Annotated in this window: 17 protein-coding genes; 10 read left to right on the top strand and 7 right to left on the bottom strand. The window is 37.6% G+C overall.

The genetic code is table 11. The features are described 5' to 3' along the window. Positions 1-94 precede the first annotated feature (94 nt). The 3 genes from IGK72_RS10990 to IGK72_RS10980 form a co-directional block, all read right to left on the bottom strand. Positions 95-685: a hypothetical protein gene (locus IGK72_RS10990; protein WP_031324150.1), complete on the bottom strand. Its 591-nt coding sequence runs from the start codon at positions 683-685 to the stop codon at positions 95-97. 120 nt (positions 686-805) lie between these two features. Continuing rightward, positions 806-1,339: a 3'-5' exonuclease gene (locus IGK72_RS10985; RefSeq protein ID WP_002356400.1), complete on the bottom strand. Its 534-nt coding sequence runs from the start codon at positions 1,337-1,339 to the stop codon at positions 806-808. A gap of 34 nt (positions 1,340-1,373) precedes the next feature. Then, positions 1,374-2,129 carry an exodeoxyribonuclease III gene (locus IGK72_RS10980; RefSeq protein ID WP_023894972.1) on the bottom strand — a complete coding sequence of 252 codons (756 nt, stop codon included), beginning with the start codon at positions 2,127-2,129 and terminating at the stop codon, positions 1,374-1,376. Positions 2,130-2,335: 206 nt separating this feature from the next. Between IGK72_RS10980 and IGK72_RS10975 the strand changes: the two genes are divergently transcribed. Together IGK72_RS10975 and murB are read left to right on the top strand one after the other, a co-directional pair. Beyond that, entirely contained in the window at positions 2,336-3,250 is a 915-nt protein-coding gene (locus IGK72_RS10975) for a Gfo/Idh/MocA family protein (protein ID WP_002359452.1), read from the top strand. An 86-nt stretch (positions 3,251-3,336) separates the two neighbouring features. Beyond that, positions 3,337-4,224 (top strand): UDP-N-acetylmuramate dehydrogenase, encoded by an 888-nt coding sequence (murB, locus tag IGK72_RS10970; RefSeq protein ID WP_002387193.1) that lies wholly within the window; start codon positions 3,337-3,339, stop codon positions 4,222-4,224. Between the two features lie 73 nt (positions 4,225-4,297). Here murB and cbpA read toward each other — a convergent pair whose 3' ends face one another. Next, positions 4,298-4,936, bottom strand: coding sequence for a cyclic di-AMP binding protein CbpA (cbpA, locus tag IGK72_RS10965; protein WP_002365057.1), 639 nt, complete (start codon positions 4,934-4,936; stop codon positions 4,298-4,300). A 285-nt stretch (positions 4,937-5,221) separates the two neighbouring features. Between cbpA and rpmG the strand changes: the two genes are divergently transcribed. The 4 genes from rpmG (at position 5,222) to IGK72_RS10945 (ending at position 7,233) form a co-directional block, all read left to right on the top strand. Further along, a complete protein-coding gene (gene rpmG, locus IGK72_RS10960; protein WP_002356408.1) occupies positions 5,222-5,374 on the top strand; it encodes a 50S ribosomal protein L33 in 153 nt (50 codons plus the stop codon). A 20-nt stretch (positions 5,375-5,394) separates the two neighbouring features. Next, positions 5,395-5,565 (top strand): preprotein translocase subunit SecE, encoded by a 171-nt coding sequence (gene secE, locus IGK72_RS10955; protein WP_002356409.1) that lies wholly within the window; start codon positions 5,395-5,397, stop codon positions 5,563-5,565. A gap of 124 nt (positions 5,566-5,689) precedes the next feature. Then, on the top strand, positions 5,690-6,235 hold the full coding sequence (nusG, locus tag IGK72_RS10950) for a transcription termination/antitermination protein NusG (RefSeq protein WP_002384070.1): 546 nt from the start codon (positions 5,690-5,692) through the stop codon (positions 6,233-6,235). Positions 6,236-6,345: 110 nt separating this feature from the next. Next, the gene (locus IGK72_RS10945) at positions 6,346-7,233 is read left to right on the top strand and encodes an alpha/beta hydrolase (protein WP_002407254.1); all 888 of its coding nucleotides are present in this window, start codon (positions 6,346-6,348) and stop codon (positions 7,231-7,233) included. A 92-nt stretch (positions 7,234-7,325) separates the two neighbouring features. Here the strand turns inward: IGK72_RS10945 and IGK72_RS10940 are convergent, their stop codons facing one another. Then, a complete protein-coding gene (locus IGK72_RS10940; RefSeq protein WP_002407253.1) occupies positions 7,326-8,048 on the bottom strand; it encodes a MurR/RpiR family transcriptional regulator in 723 nt (240 codons plus the stop codon). A gap of 77 nt (positions 8,049-8,125) precedes the next feature. On the opposite strand from IGK72_RS10940, the gene IGK72_RS10935 reads away from it, so the two are divergent. The 3 genes from IGK72_RS10935 to IGK72_RS10925 are packed head-to-tail and all read left to right on the top strand — an operon-like array spanning position 8,126 to position 11,713. Further along, positions 8,126-9,754, top strand: a complete 1,629-nt coding sequence (locus IGK72_RS10935; RefSeq protein ID WP_165548645.1) for a peptide ABC transporter substrate-binding protein — start codon at positions 8,126-8,128, stop codon at positions 9,752-9,754. 13 nt (positions 9,755-9,767) lie between these two features. Continuing rightward, positions 9,768-10,871, top strand: a complete 1,104-nt coding sequence (locus IGK72_RS10930; protein WP_025194202.1) for a M42 family metallopeptidase — start codon at positions 9,768-9,770, stop codon at positions 10,869-10,871. Continuing rightward, positions 10,868-11,713 (top strand): M55 family metallopeptidase, encoded by an 846-nt coding sequence (locus tag IGK72_RS10925; RefSeq protein WP_010707192.1) that lies wholly within the window; start codon positions 10,868-10,870, stop codon positions 11,711-11,713. The genes IGK72_RS10930 and IGK72_RS10925 overlap by 4 nt, the downstream gene beginning before the upstream one ends. A 64-nt stretch (positions 11,714-11,777) precedes the next feature. On the opposite strand, the gene sdaAA is transcribed toward IGK72_RS10925, so the two are convergent. Together sdaAA and sdaAB are read right to left on the bottom strand one after the other, a co-directional pair. Further along, positions 11,778-12,650, bottom strand: coding sequence for an L-serine ammonia-lyase, iron-sulfur-dependent, subunit alpha (gene sdaAA / locus IGK72_RS10920; RefSeq protein WP_002367199.1), 873 nt, complete (start codon positions 12,648-12,650; stop codon positions 11,778-11,780). Positions 12,651-12,672: 22 nt separating this feature from the next. Beyond that, positions 12,673-13,341 carry an L-serine ammonia-lyase, iron-sulfur-dependent subunit beta gene (gene sdaAB, locus IGK72_RS10915; RefSeq protein ID WP_002414070.1) on the bottom strand — a complete coding sequence of 223 codons (669 nt, stop codon included), beginning with the start codon at positions 13,339-13,341 and terminating at the stop codon, positions 12,673-12,675. A gap of 375 nt (positions 13,342-13,716) precedes the next feature. Here sdaAB and lsa(A) point away from each other — a divergent pair, with 375 nt between their 5' ends. Beyond that, positions 13,717-15,213, top strand: a complete 1,497-nt coding sequence (lsa(A), locus tag IGK72_RS10910) for an ABC-F type ribosomal protection protein Lsa(A) (RefSeq protein ID WP_430608795.1) — start codon at positions 13,717-13,719, stop codon at positions 15,211-15,213. Positions 15,214-15,329: the final 116 nt, after the last annotated feature.

Here is a 15,329-nt window from a genome sequence, read left to right as displayed (position 1 = left end):
GCGGAAAAAAGTAATTAGCCTAAAGACCTAAGCCATTCAAAAAAGTGAGAAATACGTCGAGATGACGTATTTCTCACTTTTTTCGCATAGTTAGTCAAGTATCTCTTTTGATTAGGCTATTGAGTTTCCTAAAAAGAATTAAAAAGACACAACAGCAAATGAACAATAGGCTTCCTGTTAGTGGTAAAAAGATACCTTGCATGTAGCTATCGATATGCATTAAACCAGGTACCTCGCTGAAAAAATCATGGATAAACTGTTGAATGAGCTTATTGGCTAGAAAAGCAGCTAAAGGCAAAATAAAAATCAAATAATAGATGGGTTGTAAGGCATAGCTAATTAAAATTTGTAATTTTCTCGTACCTAAAAGAGCTAAGATCAGTAAGTCGTTTTTTTGCTCTAAAAAAGTTAGGAAGAAAGTTCGGCAAATATAACTAATCAGGAAGAAAAAGAGTGTTCCAGCGCTGATTCCAGCCAAACCTCTGAAAATTGTCAAGGGAGGAATCACTGCATAATTATCAAGAAGAATCATTTGTGAAAGCCATCGAGAAAACAACAAAGTCAATAATAGAGCAGAAAAAGTCAGAAAACTAATAATAAAGATAAGAATCAACGTACTAAATTGGTTTTTTGAGCGCCACGCATTTTTGAGAGAGTCTGTGAATAAGTAAAGAATCGAATACATCATCGCGTCCTTTCTGAAAAATTTTTGTTTTAGCGGAAAAGTTATGTAAAAGAAAAGACGTTATCTCCTGCCAACTAGCCACTGAAAGAGATAACGCCTTCGCTGGAAACAAGAACTGGATTATTTCACCAATACTAATTTTTTTAAAGGTTCAACCCCAAATCGTTGTTCTTGCTGTAAAAGAATTTCGGCACAAGCACGGCTATCTTCTAAAGCATCATGATGATTATTTAAAGTGATATTGAGGTTTTCACAAACGGTATTTAATTTATGATTAGGAAATTCAGGAAACAGTTTGCGACTCGTTTTGACTGTACATAAAGAAAGGTAATTAGGTTGTTCTAAGCCATAGTAATCTAAACAGCCAGCCAAAACACTACAATCGAAACTTGCATTGTGAGCGACCACTAACCGATTTGGTTGAAAACAATGCTGAATTTGTTGCCATACTTCAGGGAATTTGGGCGCATTGACAACATCTGATTCATGAATGCCGTGAATTTGCGTATTTCGCCAGAAAAAAGGTGTTTCTGGTTTGATTAACGTGTAAAATTCATCCACAATCCGACTATTTTCTACTTTAACAATTGCAATGGAACAGGCACTATGTTTATCATAACTAGCTGTTTCAAAGTCAAAAGCGTAAAAGTTCATTAAAAAAAACTCCTTTCAACGCGTTGAGTAACACTTAAAAATCAAGTACAACTTCCACTGGACAATGATCACTACCAAGAATATCTGTATGGATTTTAGCACTGACTAAACGTTCATTCAAGGATTCTGACACAACGAAATAGTCAATCCGCCAACCTGCGTTATTTTTTCGTGCATTAAAGCGATAACTCCACCATGAGTAGATGCCCTCAGCTTCTGGATAAAAATAACGGAATGTATCAGTGAAACCACTGTCTAATAACTCAGTAAATTTTTGCCGTTCTTCAGGCGTGAACCCCGCATTTTTTTGATTGGTTTTCCAATTTTTTAAATCAATATTTTGATGAGCTACGTTTAAGTCACCGCAAAGAATGACGGGTTTTTCTTGATTTAATTCGTTTAAATAGGCACGAAACGCATCTTCCCATGTCATTCGATAAGCTAAACGCTTTAGTTCAGCTTGTGAGTTTGGTGTGTAGCAAGTGACCATGAAAAATTCTGGATATTCTAAAGTGATCACGCGGCCTTCTTGATCGTGAGACTCGATACCTAAGCCATAGCGAACACTTAACGCTTCTTCTTTAGCGAAAATTGCTGTGCCAGAATAGCCTTTTTTTTCGGCATAATTCCAATACTGATGATAGCCAGGAAGTTCTAAATCAATTTGCCCAGCTTGTAATTTTGTTTCTTGTAAACAGAAAAAATCTGCATCTAATTCATTAAAAACATCCATAAAATTCTTTTTAACAACCGCTCGTAAGCCGTTGACATTCCAAGAAATACATTTCATTGTTGAAACTCCTTTCAAATAAGAAACGCTTTTGCTCGTTTCAGTGCAAACCAGAACCAAAGAAAAGGTCGCTTGGTGCTTTCTTCTATTCTAATACTTTTTAAAGAAGTTTTAAATACTTGAAAAGAAAAAGAGAAAATGACTGATTTTTGGAAAGAAGTAGTCTATGATAAAATAGTAAAAAGAGCAGAAATGAGGACAAACGAATGAAAATTGGAGTCATTGGTTTAGGAAACATTGCACAAAAAGCGTATTTGCCAACTTATAGTGAATGCCGCCACTTGGCAGAGTTTGTATTAGCGACTAGGAACCCAGAAACACGACAAAAAATCGCTGATCAGTATGGCTTTACAGAAACCGTTGGGACCATAGAAGAATTGATTGAAGCAAAGATTGATGCTTGCTTTGTCCATGTAGCCACAAAAGTGCATGGTGCAGTCGTTCGCCAATTATTACAGGCCGGTATTCACGTCTTTGTGGACAAACCTTTAAGTGAAGAGCTTGCTGAAGTCAAAGAATTACAAGCATTGGCAGCAGCCAAAAATCTGCGCCTGATGGTTGGCTTCAATCGTCGTTTTGCCCCTTATACGGAAGTATTGAAAAATATTCCTGAAAAACAAACAATTTTTATTAAAAAAAACCGCATCAATACAACGAGAGAAACAAGTTTTATGATGTATGATTTATTTTTACATGTCGTTGATACCGCAGTTTATTTAGCGGAAGGACCGCTCCACGTGGTGCAGTCAAAATTAGTGGAAGAAAACGGTCATTTAAAACGAGCAATTTTACAATTAGAAACCGAACAGACAACGATTGTTTGTTCCATGGATTTACATTCTGGAGCCAATACAGAAACTTTTGAAGTCACCAGCCCCACAGGTACTTATCGCTTGGAAAATTTAACGCATTTGACCATCCAAACAGAAGAAGAATACCAAGTAAAAGAGATGGGAGATTGGACGCCAACATTGGAAAAAAGAGGTTTTTACCAAATGGTTACTGCTTTCATTCAGGCCATTCAAAAACCGCAAGAGCAAGAGTTAAAGCAAGAAAAAGTCTATGAAAGTCATGCGTTATGTGAAGAAATGCTACGCCAACAACAACGGCATGTTCTTTAAAGAGGACTAGCAACTTTCTTTCTATCATGCTAGAATAAGACAGATATTTTGAAAAGAAAGGACTAACTTTCGTGAACACTAAAGCTATGTTAGAAACATTAAACGAAATTACTTTATTAGTAGATGAACCATTAAAAAACGTAACCTTTACCAAAACAGGTGGCCCAGCTGATGTGTTGGCCTTACCCAAAACAAAAAAAGAAGTCGAAGAGATTGTGGCGTATTGCCGAGAACAAGGACTTTCATGGTTAGTATTAGGCAATGCTAGCAACTTGATTGTTCGTGATGGCGGTATTCGCGATGTCGTGATTATGCTAACAGAAATGAAAGAAATCAAAGTAGCCGGTACCACCATGATTGTGGATGCTGGTGCCAAGCTGATTGATACAACCTATGAAGCCTTAGCAGCTGATTTAACTGGTTTTGAATTTGCTTGTGGCATTCCGGGAAGTGTCGGTGGTGCTGTTTATATGAATGCTGGAGCATACGGCGGGGAAATTAAAGATGTTTTCCAGTCTGCAGAAGTGCTGTTGGCAGATGGAACTATCCAAACAATGACGAAAGAAGACCTGAATTTCCGTTATCGTCATAGTGAAATTCAAGAATTACATTGCATTGTCTTGCAAGCAACGTTTGCTTTAGAAAAAGGAAACCATGCAGAAATTAAAGCCCAAATGGATGAATTAACGGAACTTCGTGAACTGAAGCAACCGCTAGAGTATCCCTCTTGTGGCAGTGTCTTTAAACGCCCTGTTGGTCATTTTACAGGGAAATTAATCCAAGACGCTGGCTTACAAGGCTTAAAATGGGGCGGTGCTCAAATTTCCGAAAAGCATGCGGGATTTATTGTTAACATCGATCATGCAACCGCAACAGATTATGTGGAATTAATTGCACATATCCAAGAAGTGATTAAAGAAAAATTTGATGTTGAATTGCAAACGGAAGTTCGAATTATTGGTGAAGAAGTCTAAAAAATAAGCTAGGGAGGCAAGTCATTTTGACTTGCCTCCCTAGCTTTAAATCCTAAGATAAAGGTCGTAAATTTTACTCGTCTTCTAAATTTTCCAATTCTACAACTTTAAAGTTTTTCCGCTCTAAATGTTCTACAATGGCTGTACACGTTTCGGCAGTTGTGCCGGCTGGTAAAGTAATAAGTGTGCGACGAACAAATTCTTCACTATCAACATCCAATGTAATACAGCTGGCGATGCTGCTATATTTGGCAATGATTTTTGAAATGGCTGCTAAGTCGCCTTGTTGACCAACTGAAGCAATTGTTAAAACGTAGCTCCCTTGTTTTACATTCCAAGATTGCGCTAAAATATTTAATAAGGTGCTGTGTGTTAAAATGCCGTAAAAATAATTATTTTCATCTAAAACAGCAATGTAAGGTAGTTCTTTAATAGTAAAAAATACCTTGAAAAATGAAGTGTTGACATAAATAAATTTTGTGGCATTTTTTAACAAATAGGTAACAGGTAAACTCATATCGCCACCGTTTGCTTTGTGGCGGTAAATATGCATTTTATAGATATTTCCTCGGAAAATTTTTCCAGATTCGTCTAAAATTGGGACACAACGGTAACCTGAGTCTTCTAAAATAGAAAGAGCTTCTTCTAGAGTACAAGATTCATTGACTGTTGTTAAATTATCTTTTTTAATAACTACAGATTTTAATAACATAAACAGGCCTCCTAAGGGTTCATTTTTAATAAATTTATCATATCATAACTTAGCAGAAAACAATAGCTGAGACCTCAGAATAAAAGCAATTTTGTTAAAATAAATAGAAAATAAAGAAAAATCAGATATTTTATAAAAGAAATCAAGCACGTATTCGCGATAATGGTAAAAAATTACGTAAGAATCGGCACAGTGCTTCTTTAAAAAGTAAATTAAACTTTGACAACTTTTTCGAATAATGGTACTGTTAAGAAGTAAATTTGTGAATAGAGGAGGTCGAAGAACATGGCAACAAAGAAAGCAGCTCTTGCTTGTTCCGTTTGTGGCTCTCGCAACTATTCTAAATCCGTTAGTGAAGGTAAACGTGGCGAACGCTTAGAAATCAATAAATTCTGTAAATATTGTAATCAATACACGTTACATAAAGAAACGAAATAGATTTAGAGGAGGGTATCAACATGAAATTTTTCCGCAGCGTTGCTGATGAGATGAAGCAAGTAACTTGGCCAACAAAAAAACAATTGCGTAAAGATACATTAGTTGTAATTGAAACATCTATTTTATTTGCAGCATTGTTCTTTATCATGGATACTGTTATCCAAACGGCATTTGGCTGGATTTTAAAATAATTAATTCTAGTATTTCCCGACGAGGGGTGCTATAATAGTATTCGAGAAAAAGCTTCGGGAAACTGAGCTTTTTTTATTTGCTCGAAAAAAATAAACTAAAACATTTAAAGGAGCCGAATCAGTAATGGAAACTTTTGAAAGAAATTGGTACGTATTGCACACCTATTCAGGCTATGAAAATAAAGTAAAAGCAAACATTGAATCACGTGCACAAAGCATGGGGATGGGCGATTATATTTTTCGTGTCGTTGTACCAGAAGAAACAGAAAAAGAAGTCAAAAATGGTAAAGAAAAAGAAATCGTTCATAAAACTTTCCCTGGTTATGTGTTAGTGGAAATGATTATGACCGATGATTCTTGGTATATTGTTCGTAACACGCCAGGCGTAACTGGTTTTGTAGGCTCACATGGTGCTGGTAGTAAACCCGCTCCTTTATTACAAGAAGAAATTAACCACATTTTACGTTCAATTGGCATGAGCACCCGTCAATCAGACTTAGAAGTAGCGCTAGGCGATACAGTGAAAATTATTGAAGGTGCCTTTTCTGGTCTTGAAGGTGTTGTGACAGAAATCGATGAAGAAAAACAAAAATTAAAAGTAAACATCGATATGTTTGGTCGTGAAACAAGTACAGAATTAGACTTTGAACAAGTCGATAACATTGATTAATAAACAAGCTGACAAACTATTGTTCAGCTGATTGATACAGATTGTAGGGTCTGGAAAAGCAGTCAACTGACTTCTTTTCCAAGCCCTTTTTTAGTTCATCGCAGAAAGGAATGAAAAAAATGAAACATGCCCAAAAATATCGTTATTTTTCTTTGCTAATGGGTCTTGTTCTATTATTAAGTGCTTGCCAAATTGGGGCAACTACGAAGGATGACAACCAAGCCGCCACAAAAGAAGCAACTGTTGAGTTAAACCGCACAACAACACCAACGCTTTTTTTTCATGGTTACGCAGGAACTAAAAATTCGTTTGGCTCGTTACTGCATCGCTTGGAGAAACAAGGTGCCACAACTCAAGAATTAGTGCTACTCGTTAAACCTGATGGGACCGTGGTTAAAGAGCGAGGAGCTTTAAGTGGCAAAGCGACGAATCCCAGTGTTCAAGTTCTATTTGAAGATAATAAAAACAATGAATGGAATCAAACAGAATGGATAAAAAACACATTACTCTATTTACAAAAAAATTATCAAGTGAACAAAGCCAATATTGTCGGGCACTCTATGGGTGGTGTTAGTGGTTTACGTTATTTAGGAACCTATGGGCAAGACGCATCGTTACCTAAAATTGAAAAATTCGTCAGCATTGGAGCACCTTTCAATGATTTTATTGATACGAGTCAACAGCAAACCATCGAAACGGAACTAGAAAACGGCCCCACAGAAAAAAGTAGCCGCTATTTGGATTATCAAGAGATGATTAATGTTGTTCCAGAAAAACTGCCCATTTTATTAATTGGTGGTCAATTAAGTCCAACAGATTTAAGTGATGGAACGGTACCGTTATCTAGTGCCTTAGCAGTCAACGCCTTGCTAAGACAGCGAGGAACTCAAGTCACTAGCCAGATTATTAAAGGAGAAAATGCACAACATAGCCAATTACATGAAAATCCTGAAGTAGATCAATTGCTAATCGAATTTCTATGGCCGAGTAAAAAATAGCAAAAAGGCACATGTTCCATAAAAAATGGAACATGTGCCTTTTTCTATACTTTGGCTAGCAAAATAGCTTTTTTCAGCTATAATAAATAAAATTATTTATTTTTAGGAGATATTGGAATGTAATCCTCATGATTTAAATAAGCACAAATCAAGGCTTCAAAGGTGATTAATGTTTGGCCAAAAAACATTTGTGGCTGAGCGACACTTGTTGAAAACGGGCTGTAAGAGTCAGTTGAAAAAACGAGATCTGCCAGTCGACCAAGAGTTGAATTTTTGGCGCCAACAAAAGAAATGATAGGATGTTTTTTCTCTCTCGCAAGCAGAGCTGTTTCTTTTAGGTATTTTTCTTCACCAGAATGTGAAAGAATGATAAAAAGAAAATTCTGATTATTTTGACTATTTATCGAATGAGTATGGGCTGTTGTGATACTGGGGATGCCATGAAAATTGAAAACTTCACTAATGTAAGCCGCCAAATGTCGTGAAAAGTCATGACCTAAAATAACAAATAAATGACTCTTGTGTTTGGCAAGCAGTCGACAAAACTCGTTGGTTGTTTCAAATGAAGGCGCTGTTTCAAAAGGGATTGGCTGAGAAAAATGGGCTTCTTTTAATTTGTAAATAAGTTCATTATAACCTGATAAATTTAATTTTTTGGCTAAACGAATGATGGAACTAGGCGAAGAAAAGCAGTGTTTGGCAACTTCCCGAATACTCAAATCGGCCGCATTCGTACTTTGTTGATCCAAATAATACAAAATCTGACTTTCTGTTTTCGTTAAATGATACGTTTCTTTTAAGTAATCTAAGTTCATGAGCAAACCTCCTTTATCAGATTATAAATAATTTTGTGGGAAAAAGGTATCAAAAAATAAAAAAATGAGGTGTTTTTATGAAAAGGGCAACAAAGCAAAGGCTGTCTTTGGCAGCAATCATGGTTCTACTTCTCTCGGGCTGTGGAAGTGTTGGGAAAGAAACCAAAAAGCAAGAACAACAGGTATTACGGGTCGGGATTGATTCGGAATTATCAACGGCAGACGTGTCGTTGGCAATGGATAATACCGCAGCAGATGTAATGAGTCAAGTAGGAGAGGGCCTTTTCTCCTTTGACGAAAAAGGAGAAGCTAAACCAGCATTGGCAACTGAAAAAGTACAGCCCTCCAATGATGGTTTAAGCTATACTTTTACGATTCGAAAAGATGCAAAATGGAGTAACGGCGAGCCAATCACAGCCAATGATTTTGAATATTCTTGGAAGCGCACAGTGGACCCAAAAACAGCTTCCCCGCAAGCGTATTATTTTGAAGGGCTAAAAAATTATCGTGCTATTGTTGACGGTGGCAAATCTAAAGAAGAGTTAGGAGTAACAGCCATTGATGACCATACCTTGGAAGTAGAGCTAAGCTATCCTATGAGTTATTTTCAACAATTATTGGCGGTACCAGCTTTTTATCCTTTAAATGAAGCATTTGTCGAAAAAACGGGCAAAAACTATGGTACATCAGCTGAGTCAACACTTTACAATGGCGCCTTCACATTAGAAGGTTGGGATGGCACGAATAATACTTGGTCCTATGTGAAGAATAAAAATTATTGGGATCAAGCGAATGTTTCGCTAGATAAGGTGGATGTCCAAGTAGTTAAAGAAGTCAATACTGGGAAAAATCTTTTCGAAGGGAAAGAATTAGATGTTGTAAAAATTTCTGGAGAAATTGTTGCACAAGAACAAGGCAATGCAGCTTTGAAAATTCGTGAAATTCCTGGAACGTATTATATCCAATTAAATACCCAAAAAGATCTTTTGGCAAATAAGAATGCACGTCGAGCAATAGCATTATCATTGAATTCTGAACGTTTAGCTAAAAATGTTTTAAATGATGGCTCAAAAAAAGCACTTGGCTTCGTGCCAACAGGTTTCACTAATCAAGAAACGCAAAAAGATTTTGCAGAGGAATTAGGAGATTTAAATCCTAGTGAACCAGAAAAAGCGAAAGAGTTATGGCAAACGGCTAAAAAAGAATTAGGAATTGAAAAAGCGGAGCTAACGATTTTAAGTTCGGATACAGAAAATGCTAAAAAAATCAGTGAGTATGTTCAAGGAGCTTTAGCAGATAATTTAGAAAATTTAACAGTCAATGTTTCGCCAGTTCCTTTTAATAATCGTTTAGAAAAAAGTCGCAGCGGAGATTTCGACATTGTGGTTGGTGGCTGGACGCCAGTATATGCTGATCCAATCGACTTCTTAAACCTATTGCAATCAAAAAATTCCAATAATTTTGGTAAATGGTCTAATAAGACCTTTGATCAGTTGCTTCAAGAAGCAAACGTAACTTATGCAAATAAATATGAAGAACGTTGGAAAACATTACAAAAAGCGGATCAATTGGTTGCGGAAGAAGCACCCCTAGTTCCTCTTTATCAATTAACAGAAGCACGCTTAGTGGACGATTCTGTCCAAAATTTAGTCTATGGTCCATTAGGTTTAGGCTATTACAAATCAGTCTCTATCAGTGATAAGTAAAGGTTGGGAAAAAATGAAAAAAAGTCAAGCTGTTCAATTAATTCAGGAACTTTCAAATGCTAATGGTGTTTCAGGCTTTGAAACAGAAGTCGTTAGAATCCTTCAACATGCAACTGCGGATTTTACTATTCAACGGCTAGATGCCATTAAAAATTTATATCTTGAGAAGAAAAATAATCTAAGTGAAGGTCCAGTTGTGCTTTTTGATGCTCATAGTGACGAAGTTGGTTTTATGATTCAAGCAATTAAAGAAAACGGCTTGTTGCGTTTTCTTCCGTTAGGTGGCTGGGTCCCTAATACGATTTCTGCACAAAAAGTTCGGATTCGTAACCGGGAAGGCACCTATCTGCCAGGCGTAGTTACTAGTCGGCCCCCTCATTTTATGACACCAGAGGAACGTCAGCGGCCATTAACCATTGCTGATTTGACGATCGACATTGGTGCTACCTCAAAAGAAGAAGTAATTGAAACGTACAAAATCGATCTTGGTGCACCGGTCATTCCAGATGTGACGTGTTGTTACAACGAACAGACAGATCTTTTTTTAGGAAAAGCTTTTGATTGTCGTATTGGCTGTGCTTGCTTAGTGGACGTCATGGAGGAGTTGAAAGAAGAGACACTTCCATTCAAGTTAGTTGCGACAGTAACTGCACAAGAAGAAGTTGGCGAAAGAGGAGCACTTATTGCCGCAAAGCAAGTCAATCCTGATTTAGCTATTGTTTTCGAAGGCTGCCCGGCTGATGATACGGCAGAAACGCCAGAGATGATTCAATCAGCAATGGGAAAAGGACCGATGTTACGTTATTTTGATGTTTCTATGATTACGAATCCGGAATTTCAAGAGTATGCACTAGAGATTGCTAAAATACACAAAATTCCTGTTCAAGTTTCTGTTCGAAGTGGTGGTGGAACCAATGGCATGGCGATTACACAAGTTCAAGGAGCCCCGACGATTGTTGTAGGAATTCCTGTCCGTTACGCACACACACACCATTGCTATGTGGACTTTCAAGATTACCAAGCGGCGAAAGAATTAGTCATTCAATTAATCAAAAATTTAGATGCTGACAAAATTCAAGCACTGGTTCAGCCATTGTCAAAGGAGTGGAACAAATGAAGATTTATGTGTCATGCGATATTGAAGGATTAGCAGGTATTGCGACATTTGATATGGAAAAAGAAGACACCGTTTTATTCCGAGAATTATATCACCAACATGTGGCTTGGCTGATTGAAGGGATTCAAAAGAGTGCCAAAAATGAACAAATTACAGAAATTACTATTGCCGATTCGCATAGCCGTGGATTGAATTTAGCTTATGCGCGCTTGGCAGAAATGGATGAACGAATTTCCTTAGTGAGCGGTTTTCCTCGCATGGATTATATGATGAGTGGCTTGGATAGTAGCTATGATGTAGTCTTTTTCTTAGGTTATCATGCCGGTATTGGTAAACAAAAAGGGAATATGGATCATGGGTATAGCGCTAGTGTTGCTTATGATTTAAAAATAAACGACTTAGAGATGAATGAAACGACAATTAATGCAGCTTACGCTAGCGAATTAGGTGTCCCTGTTGGTTTAATTATCGGTGAATCAGGCTTAGAGGAACAACTTTTTCAAGAAAAAATGATGCCCGAAGTTCCCTTTGTTTCCACCAAAGAATCTCTGGGACGTTATGCAATCAAAAATAGACCCATGCAACAAGTTCGGGAAGCTATCGTAGCAACTACAAGTCAGGTGTTAACTTCCTTTGCGTTGTCTGAATTACCCCGATATGCCTTGCAAACACCTGCAACTGTAAAATTGCAATGTGTGACGACAGCACAAGCAGATCGTATTGAAATGTTACCAATGATTAAACGCATTGATGGTAGAACTGTTTCATTTGTAGGTGAAACGATGAAAGATGTCATGAATGGAATTGTCGCTGTGGTTGGTTTAGGCGGAACAAGTTATTAAAGAAGAAGCTTACGGAAAAAACGAATGGACGTTTTTTTCTGTAAGCTTCTTGCTATAGTTATTTCTATTTTTGTTTCTCTAGAATTTCTTTACTTAAACGTTGTGCAGTTGGTGTCACCGCAAGACCGCCTTCAGCTGTTTCCTTGAAAATTTGTGGCATTTGGCGACCCACTTGGTACATTGCGTGGATGACTTCGTCTGGTGGAATGACACTTCGAATCCCCGCTAAAGCCATATCAGCTGAGATGAAGGCTTGAGAAGAACCTAATGCATTTCGCTTCACGCAAGGGACTTCAACAAGTCCTGCAACAGGATCACAAATGAGGCCCATCATATTTTTTATCGTAATAGCCACAGCTTGAGCAGATTGATCAGGCGTACCGCCAGAAGCCGCAACTAAAGCGGCACTGGCCATTGCACTAGCAGAACCGACTTCAGCTTGACAACCACCTTCGGCACCGCTGATTGAGGCATTGTTGGCAATCACTAAGCCAAAAGCCCCAGCGGTAAATAGAAAATCCAATTGTTGCTGATGGGTTAACTTTAAGCGATCAATAACTGCCAACAAGACGCCAGAAACTACTCCGGCACTTCCTGCGGTTGGTGTAGCACAAATCAAGCCCATTTTTGCATTAACTTCATTAACAGCAATCGCATTTCGCACGGCTTGTAAAATGGTCTCACCGCTTAAAAAGTTGCCTGAATGTATGTAATCATTTAAGCGGGTTGCATCGCCACCAGTTAGCCCTGTTACTGAGGTAACACCAGCGATTCCTTCAGCGACAGATTGTTTCATAACGGCTAGATTTTTTTCCATTGTTTCAATAATTCGTTCACGAGAATACCCGCCATGAGCCATTTCTGTTGCAATCATTAATTCGCTCACAGAAGGGTACTCTTTCGCTTGAGCTACCAAATCTTCAATTGAATAAAACATCGTATTACTCCTTTACGTTCATTTAGTCAAAATAGTTAACGCTATATATATGAGGGATTTCAGCTAATTGCATGACAATGTCACCGACTTCGGCTTGATCAACTTCAATAATCATAATCGCTTTTTCCCCTTTAGATTCTCGGGTAACGGTCATTGTACTAATATTGATATCGCTAGCTGAAAGGATGTTGGTCACCTTAGCAATCATGCCAGGAACATCTTGATGAACAACGATAAATGTTGGCGTGCCCATACTTAAAGACAATTTGAAGCCATTTAATTCAGAAATTTGAATGTTTCCACCACCAATTGAAATTCCTGTCACAGATAGTTTTCGGTCGCCAGAAGAAACCACAATTTTAACGGAATTAGGGTGGTCTGCTTTTTCACTTTTAGGAATAAAACAAACTTCCATTCCTTGTTCATAAGCAATTTCCAAAGAATTGGCTAGTTGCTCATCATCTGGTTCCATACCTAAAAGGCCGCCAACTAAGGCGATATCTGTTCCGTGACCACGATAAGTTTTAGCAAAAGACTCATATAAATAAATGTCAACGCTATCAGGTTGCTGTCCAAAAATACTGCGAACCACTTTTCCAATTCTTGCCGCTCCAGCTGTATGAGAACTGCTTGGACCAATCATAACAGGTCCGATAATATCAAAAACACTATTAAAGCGTAACTCTTCCATTTCAGCACCTTCTTCATTAGAATATGTTTTCATTGGAAGTCTAACACAAAAAATGGCGGGGAACTAGGCAATCGCTTGTGTTTTAGCGAATAATTTAAATTTTTATCAGAATGAAAGCAAGGGGCCTTCGTTGACAAATCAGTGAAGAGATGCTAAATTCTAGATAATAAAAGACGAAAAGAGGGATTCGTGCGTTGAAAATTTAAGTTAATTTTTTAGAGAAACTGTATAGCTTTGCCTGATTATAACGGGTGGAGTGTGCGGATTTTCGGAAATTAGCTTAAAGAATTCAGCCACGGGTCTTTTTGTATACCTTGGATTGATGCCGCTGATTTCCGTAAAGCTGCATCAATTTTGCTTTATGGAGGTATATTTATGTCGAAAATTGAACTAAAACAACTATCTTTTGCCTATGATAATCAAGAAGTATTGCTTTTTGATCAGGCAAATATCACGATGGATACCAATTGGAAATTAGGATTGATTGGCCGCAATGGCCGTGGGAAAACAACCTTATTAAGATTGTTACAAAAGCAGTTGGATTACCAAGGAGAGATTCTTCATCAAGTCGATTTCGTCTATTTTCCACAAACAGTTGCAGAAGAACAACAGCTCACTTATTATGTCTTACAAGAGGTGACTTCTTTTGAACAGTGGGAATTAGAACGAGAATTAACGCTTTTAAACGTTGATCCTGAAGTTTTATGGCGTCCCTTTTCTTCTTTATCAGGCGGCGAAAAGACGAAAGTTTTATTAGGTCTTCTTTTTATTGAAGAAAATGCCTTTCCTTTAATTGACGAGCCAACAAATCACTTAGATCTAGCTGGCAGACAACAAGTGGCTGAATATTTGAAGAAAAAGAAACACGGGTTTATTTTAGTCAGCCACGATCGGGCATTTGTTGATGAAGTGGTTGATCATATTTTGGCGATTGAAAAAAGTCAATTGACGCTGTATCAAGGGAATTTTTCTATTTATGAAGAGCAAAAAAAATTAAGAGATGCTTTTGAACTAGCAGAAAATGAAAAAATCAAAAAAGAAGTCAATCGCTTGAAAGAAACCGCTCGTAAAAAAGCGGAATGGTCGATGAACCGTGAAGGTGATAAGTACGGCAACGCTAAGGAAAAAGGGAGCGGGGCGATTTTTGATACAGGAGCCATTGGTGCCCGGGCAGCGCGCGTAATGAAGCACTCGAAACATATTCAACAACGCGCCGAAACACAATTAGCAGAAAAAGAAAAACTATTAAAAGATCTTGAGTATATTGATTCTTTGTCAATGGATTATCAGCCAACGCATCACAAAACATTATTGACGGTGGAAGAGCTTCGTCTAGGCTACGAGAAAAATTGGCTGTTTGCGCCAATTTCTTTTTCAATAAACGCGGGAGAAATTGTCGGAATAACAGGAAAAAATGGCTCAGGAAAATCGAGCTTGATTCAGTATTTATTGGATAATTTTTCTGGGGATTCAGAAGGCGAAGCCACTTTGGCTCACCAATTAACCATTTCTTATGTGCGCCAAGATTATGAAGACAATCAAGGAACTTTATCCGAATTTGCAGAGAAAAATCAGTTAGATTACACCCAATTTTTAAATAACTTACGAAAACTTGGGATGGAGCGTGCCGTTTTCACTAATCGAATTGAACAAATGAGTATGGGGCAACGGAAAAAAGTCGAAGTAGCCAAATCATTGTCTCAATCAGCAGAGCTTTATATTTGGGATGAACCCCTTAATTACTTGGATGTGTTTAATCATCAACAATTAGAAGCGCTAATCTTATCTGTGAAGCCTGCAATGCTAGTGATTGAGCATGATGCGCATTTCATGAAGAAAATAACGGATAAAAAAATTGTCTTGAAATCATAAAAACATCTTGAAAAAGTAAAGGGAATCCTGTATAGTAATAGGGTATGTTTTAAATGTACGTTGAGTGGGAGGGGAAATCTCAACCCCATTAACCACGCACGAGAACTTAAGGAGGT

Source organism: Enterococcus sp. DIV0183 (genome assembly GCF_050541505.1).
GTDB classification, from domain to species: Bacteria; Bacillota; Bacilli; order Lactobacillales; family Enterococcaceae; genus Enterococcus; species Enterococcus faecalis.
The sequence above is the reverse complement of the archived record's forward strand: the minus strand, read 5'-3'. Positions and strand labels throughout refer to the sequence as shown.

Excerpts from the sequence above, each read along its gene's own strand:
- IGK72_RS10990 (WP_031324150.1), bottom strand. The coding sequence starts at position 685 with ATGTATTCGATTCTTTACTTATTCACAGACTCTCTCAAAAATGCGTGG.
- IGK72_RS10985 (WP_002356400.1), bottom strand. The coding sequence starts at position 1,339 with ATGAACTTTTACGCTTTTGACTTTGAAACAGCTAGTTATGATAAACAT.
- IGK72_RS10980 (WP_023894972.1), bottom strand. The coding sequence starts at position 2,129 with ATGAAATGTATTTCTTGGAATGTCAACGGCTTACGAGCGGTTGTTAAA.
- IGK72_RS10975 (WP_002359452.1), top strand. The coding sequence starts at position 2,336 with ATGAAAATTGGAGTCATTGGTTTAGGAAACATTGCACAAAAAGCGTAT.
- murB (WP_002387193.1), top strand. The coding sequence starts at position 3,337 with ATGTTAGAAACATTAAACGAAATTACTTTATTAGTAGATGAACCATTA.
- cbpA (WP_002365057.1), bottom strand. The coding sequence starts at position 4,936 with ATGTTATTAAAATCTGTAGTTATTAAAAAAGATAATTTAACAACAGTC.
- rpmG (WP_002356408.1), top strand. The coding sequence starts at position 5,222 with ATGGCAACAAAGAAAGCAGCTCTTGCTTGTTCCGTTTGTGGCTCTCGC.
- secE (WP_002356409.1), top strand. The coding sequence starts at position 5,395 with ATGAAATTTTTCCGCAGCGTTGCTGATGAGATGAAGCAAGTAACTTGG.
- nusG (WP_002384070.1), top strand. The coding sequence starts at position 5,690 with ATGGAAACTTTTGAAAGAAATTGGTACGTATTGCACACCTATTCAGGC.
- IGK72_RS10945 (WP_002407254.1), top strand. The coding sequence starts at position 6,346 with ATGAAAAAAATGAAACATGCCCAAAAATATCGTTATTTTTCTTTGCTA.
- IGK72_RS10940 (WP_002407253.1), bottom strand. The coding sequence starts at position 8,048 with ATGAACTTAGATTACTTAAAAGAAACGTATCATTTAACGAAAACAGAA.
- IGK72_RS10935 (WP_165548645.1), top strand. The coding sequence starts at position 8,126 with ATGAAAAGGGCAACAAAGCAAAGGCTGTCTTTGGCAGCAATCATGGTT.
- IGK72_RS10930 (WP_025194202.1), top strand. The coding sequence starts at position 9,768 with ATGAAAAAAAGTCAAGCTGTTCAATTAATTCAGGAACTTTCAAATGCT.
- IGK72_RS10925 (WP_010707192.1), top strand. The coding sequence starts at position 10,868 with ATGAAGATTTATGTGTCATGCGATATTGAAGGATTAGCAGGTATTGCG.
- sdaAA (WP_002367199.1), bottom strand. The coding sequence starts at position 12,650 with ATGTTTTATTCAATTGAAGATTTGGTAGCTCAAGCGAAAGAGTACCCT.
- sdaAB (WP_002414070.1), bottom strand. The coding sequence starts at position 13,341 with ATGGAAGAGTTACGCTTTAATAGTGTTTTTGATATTATCGGACCTGTT.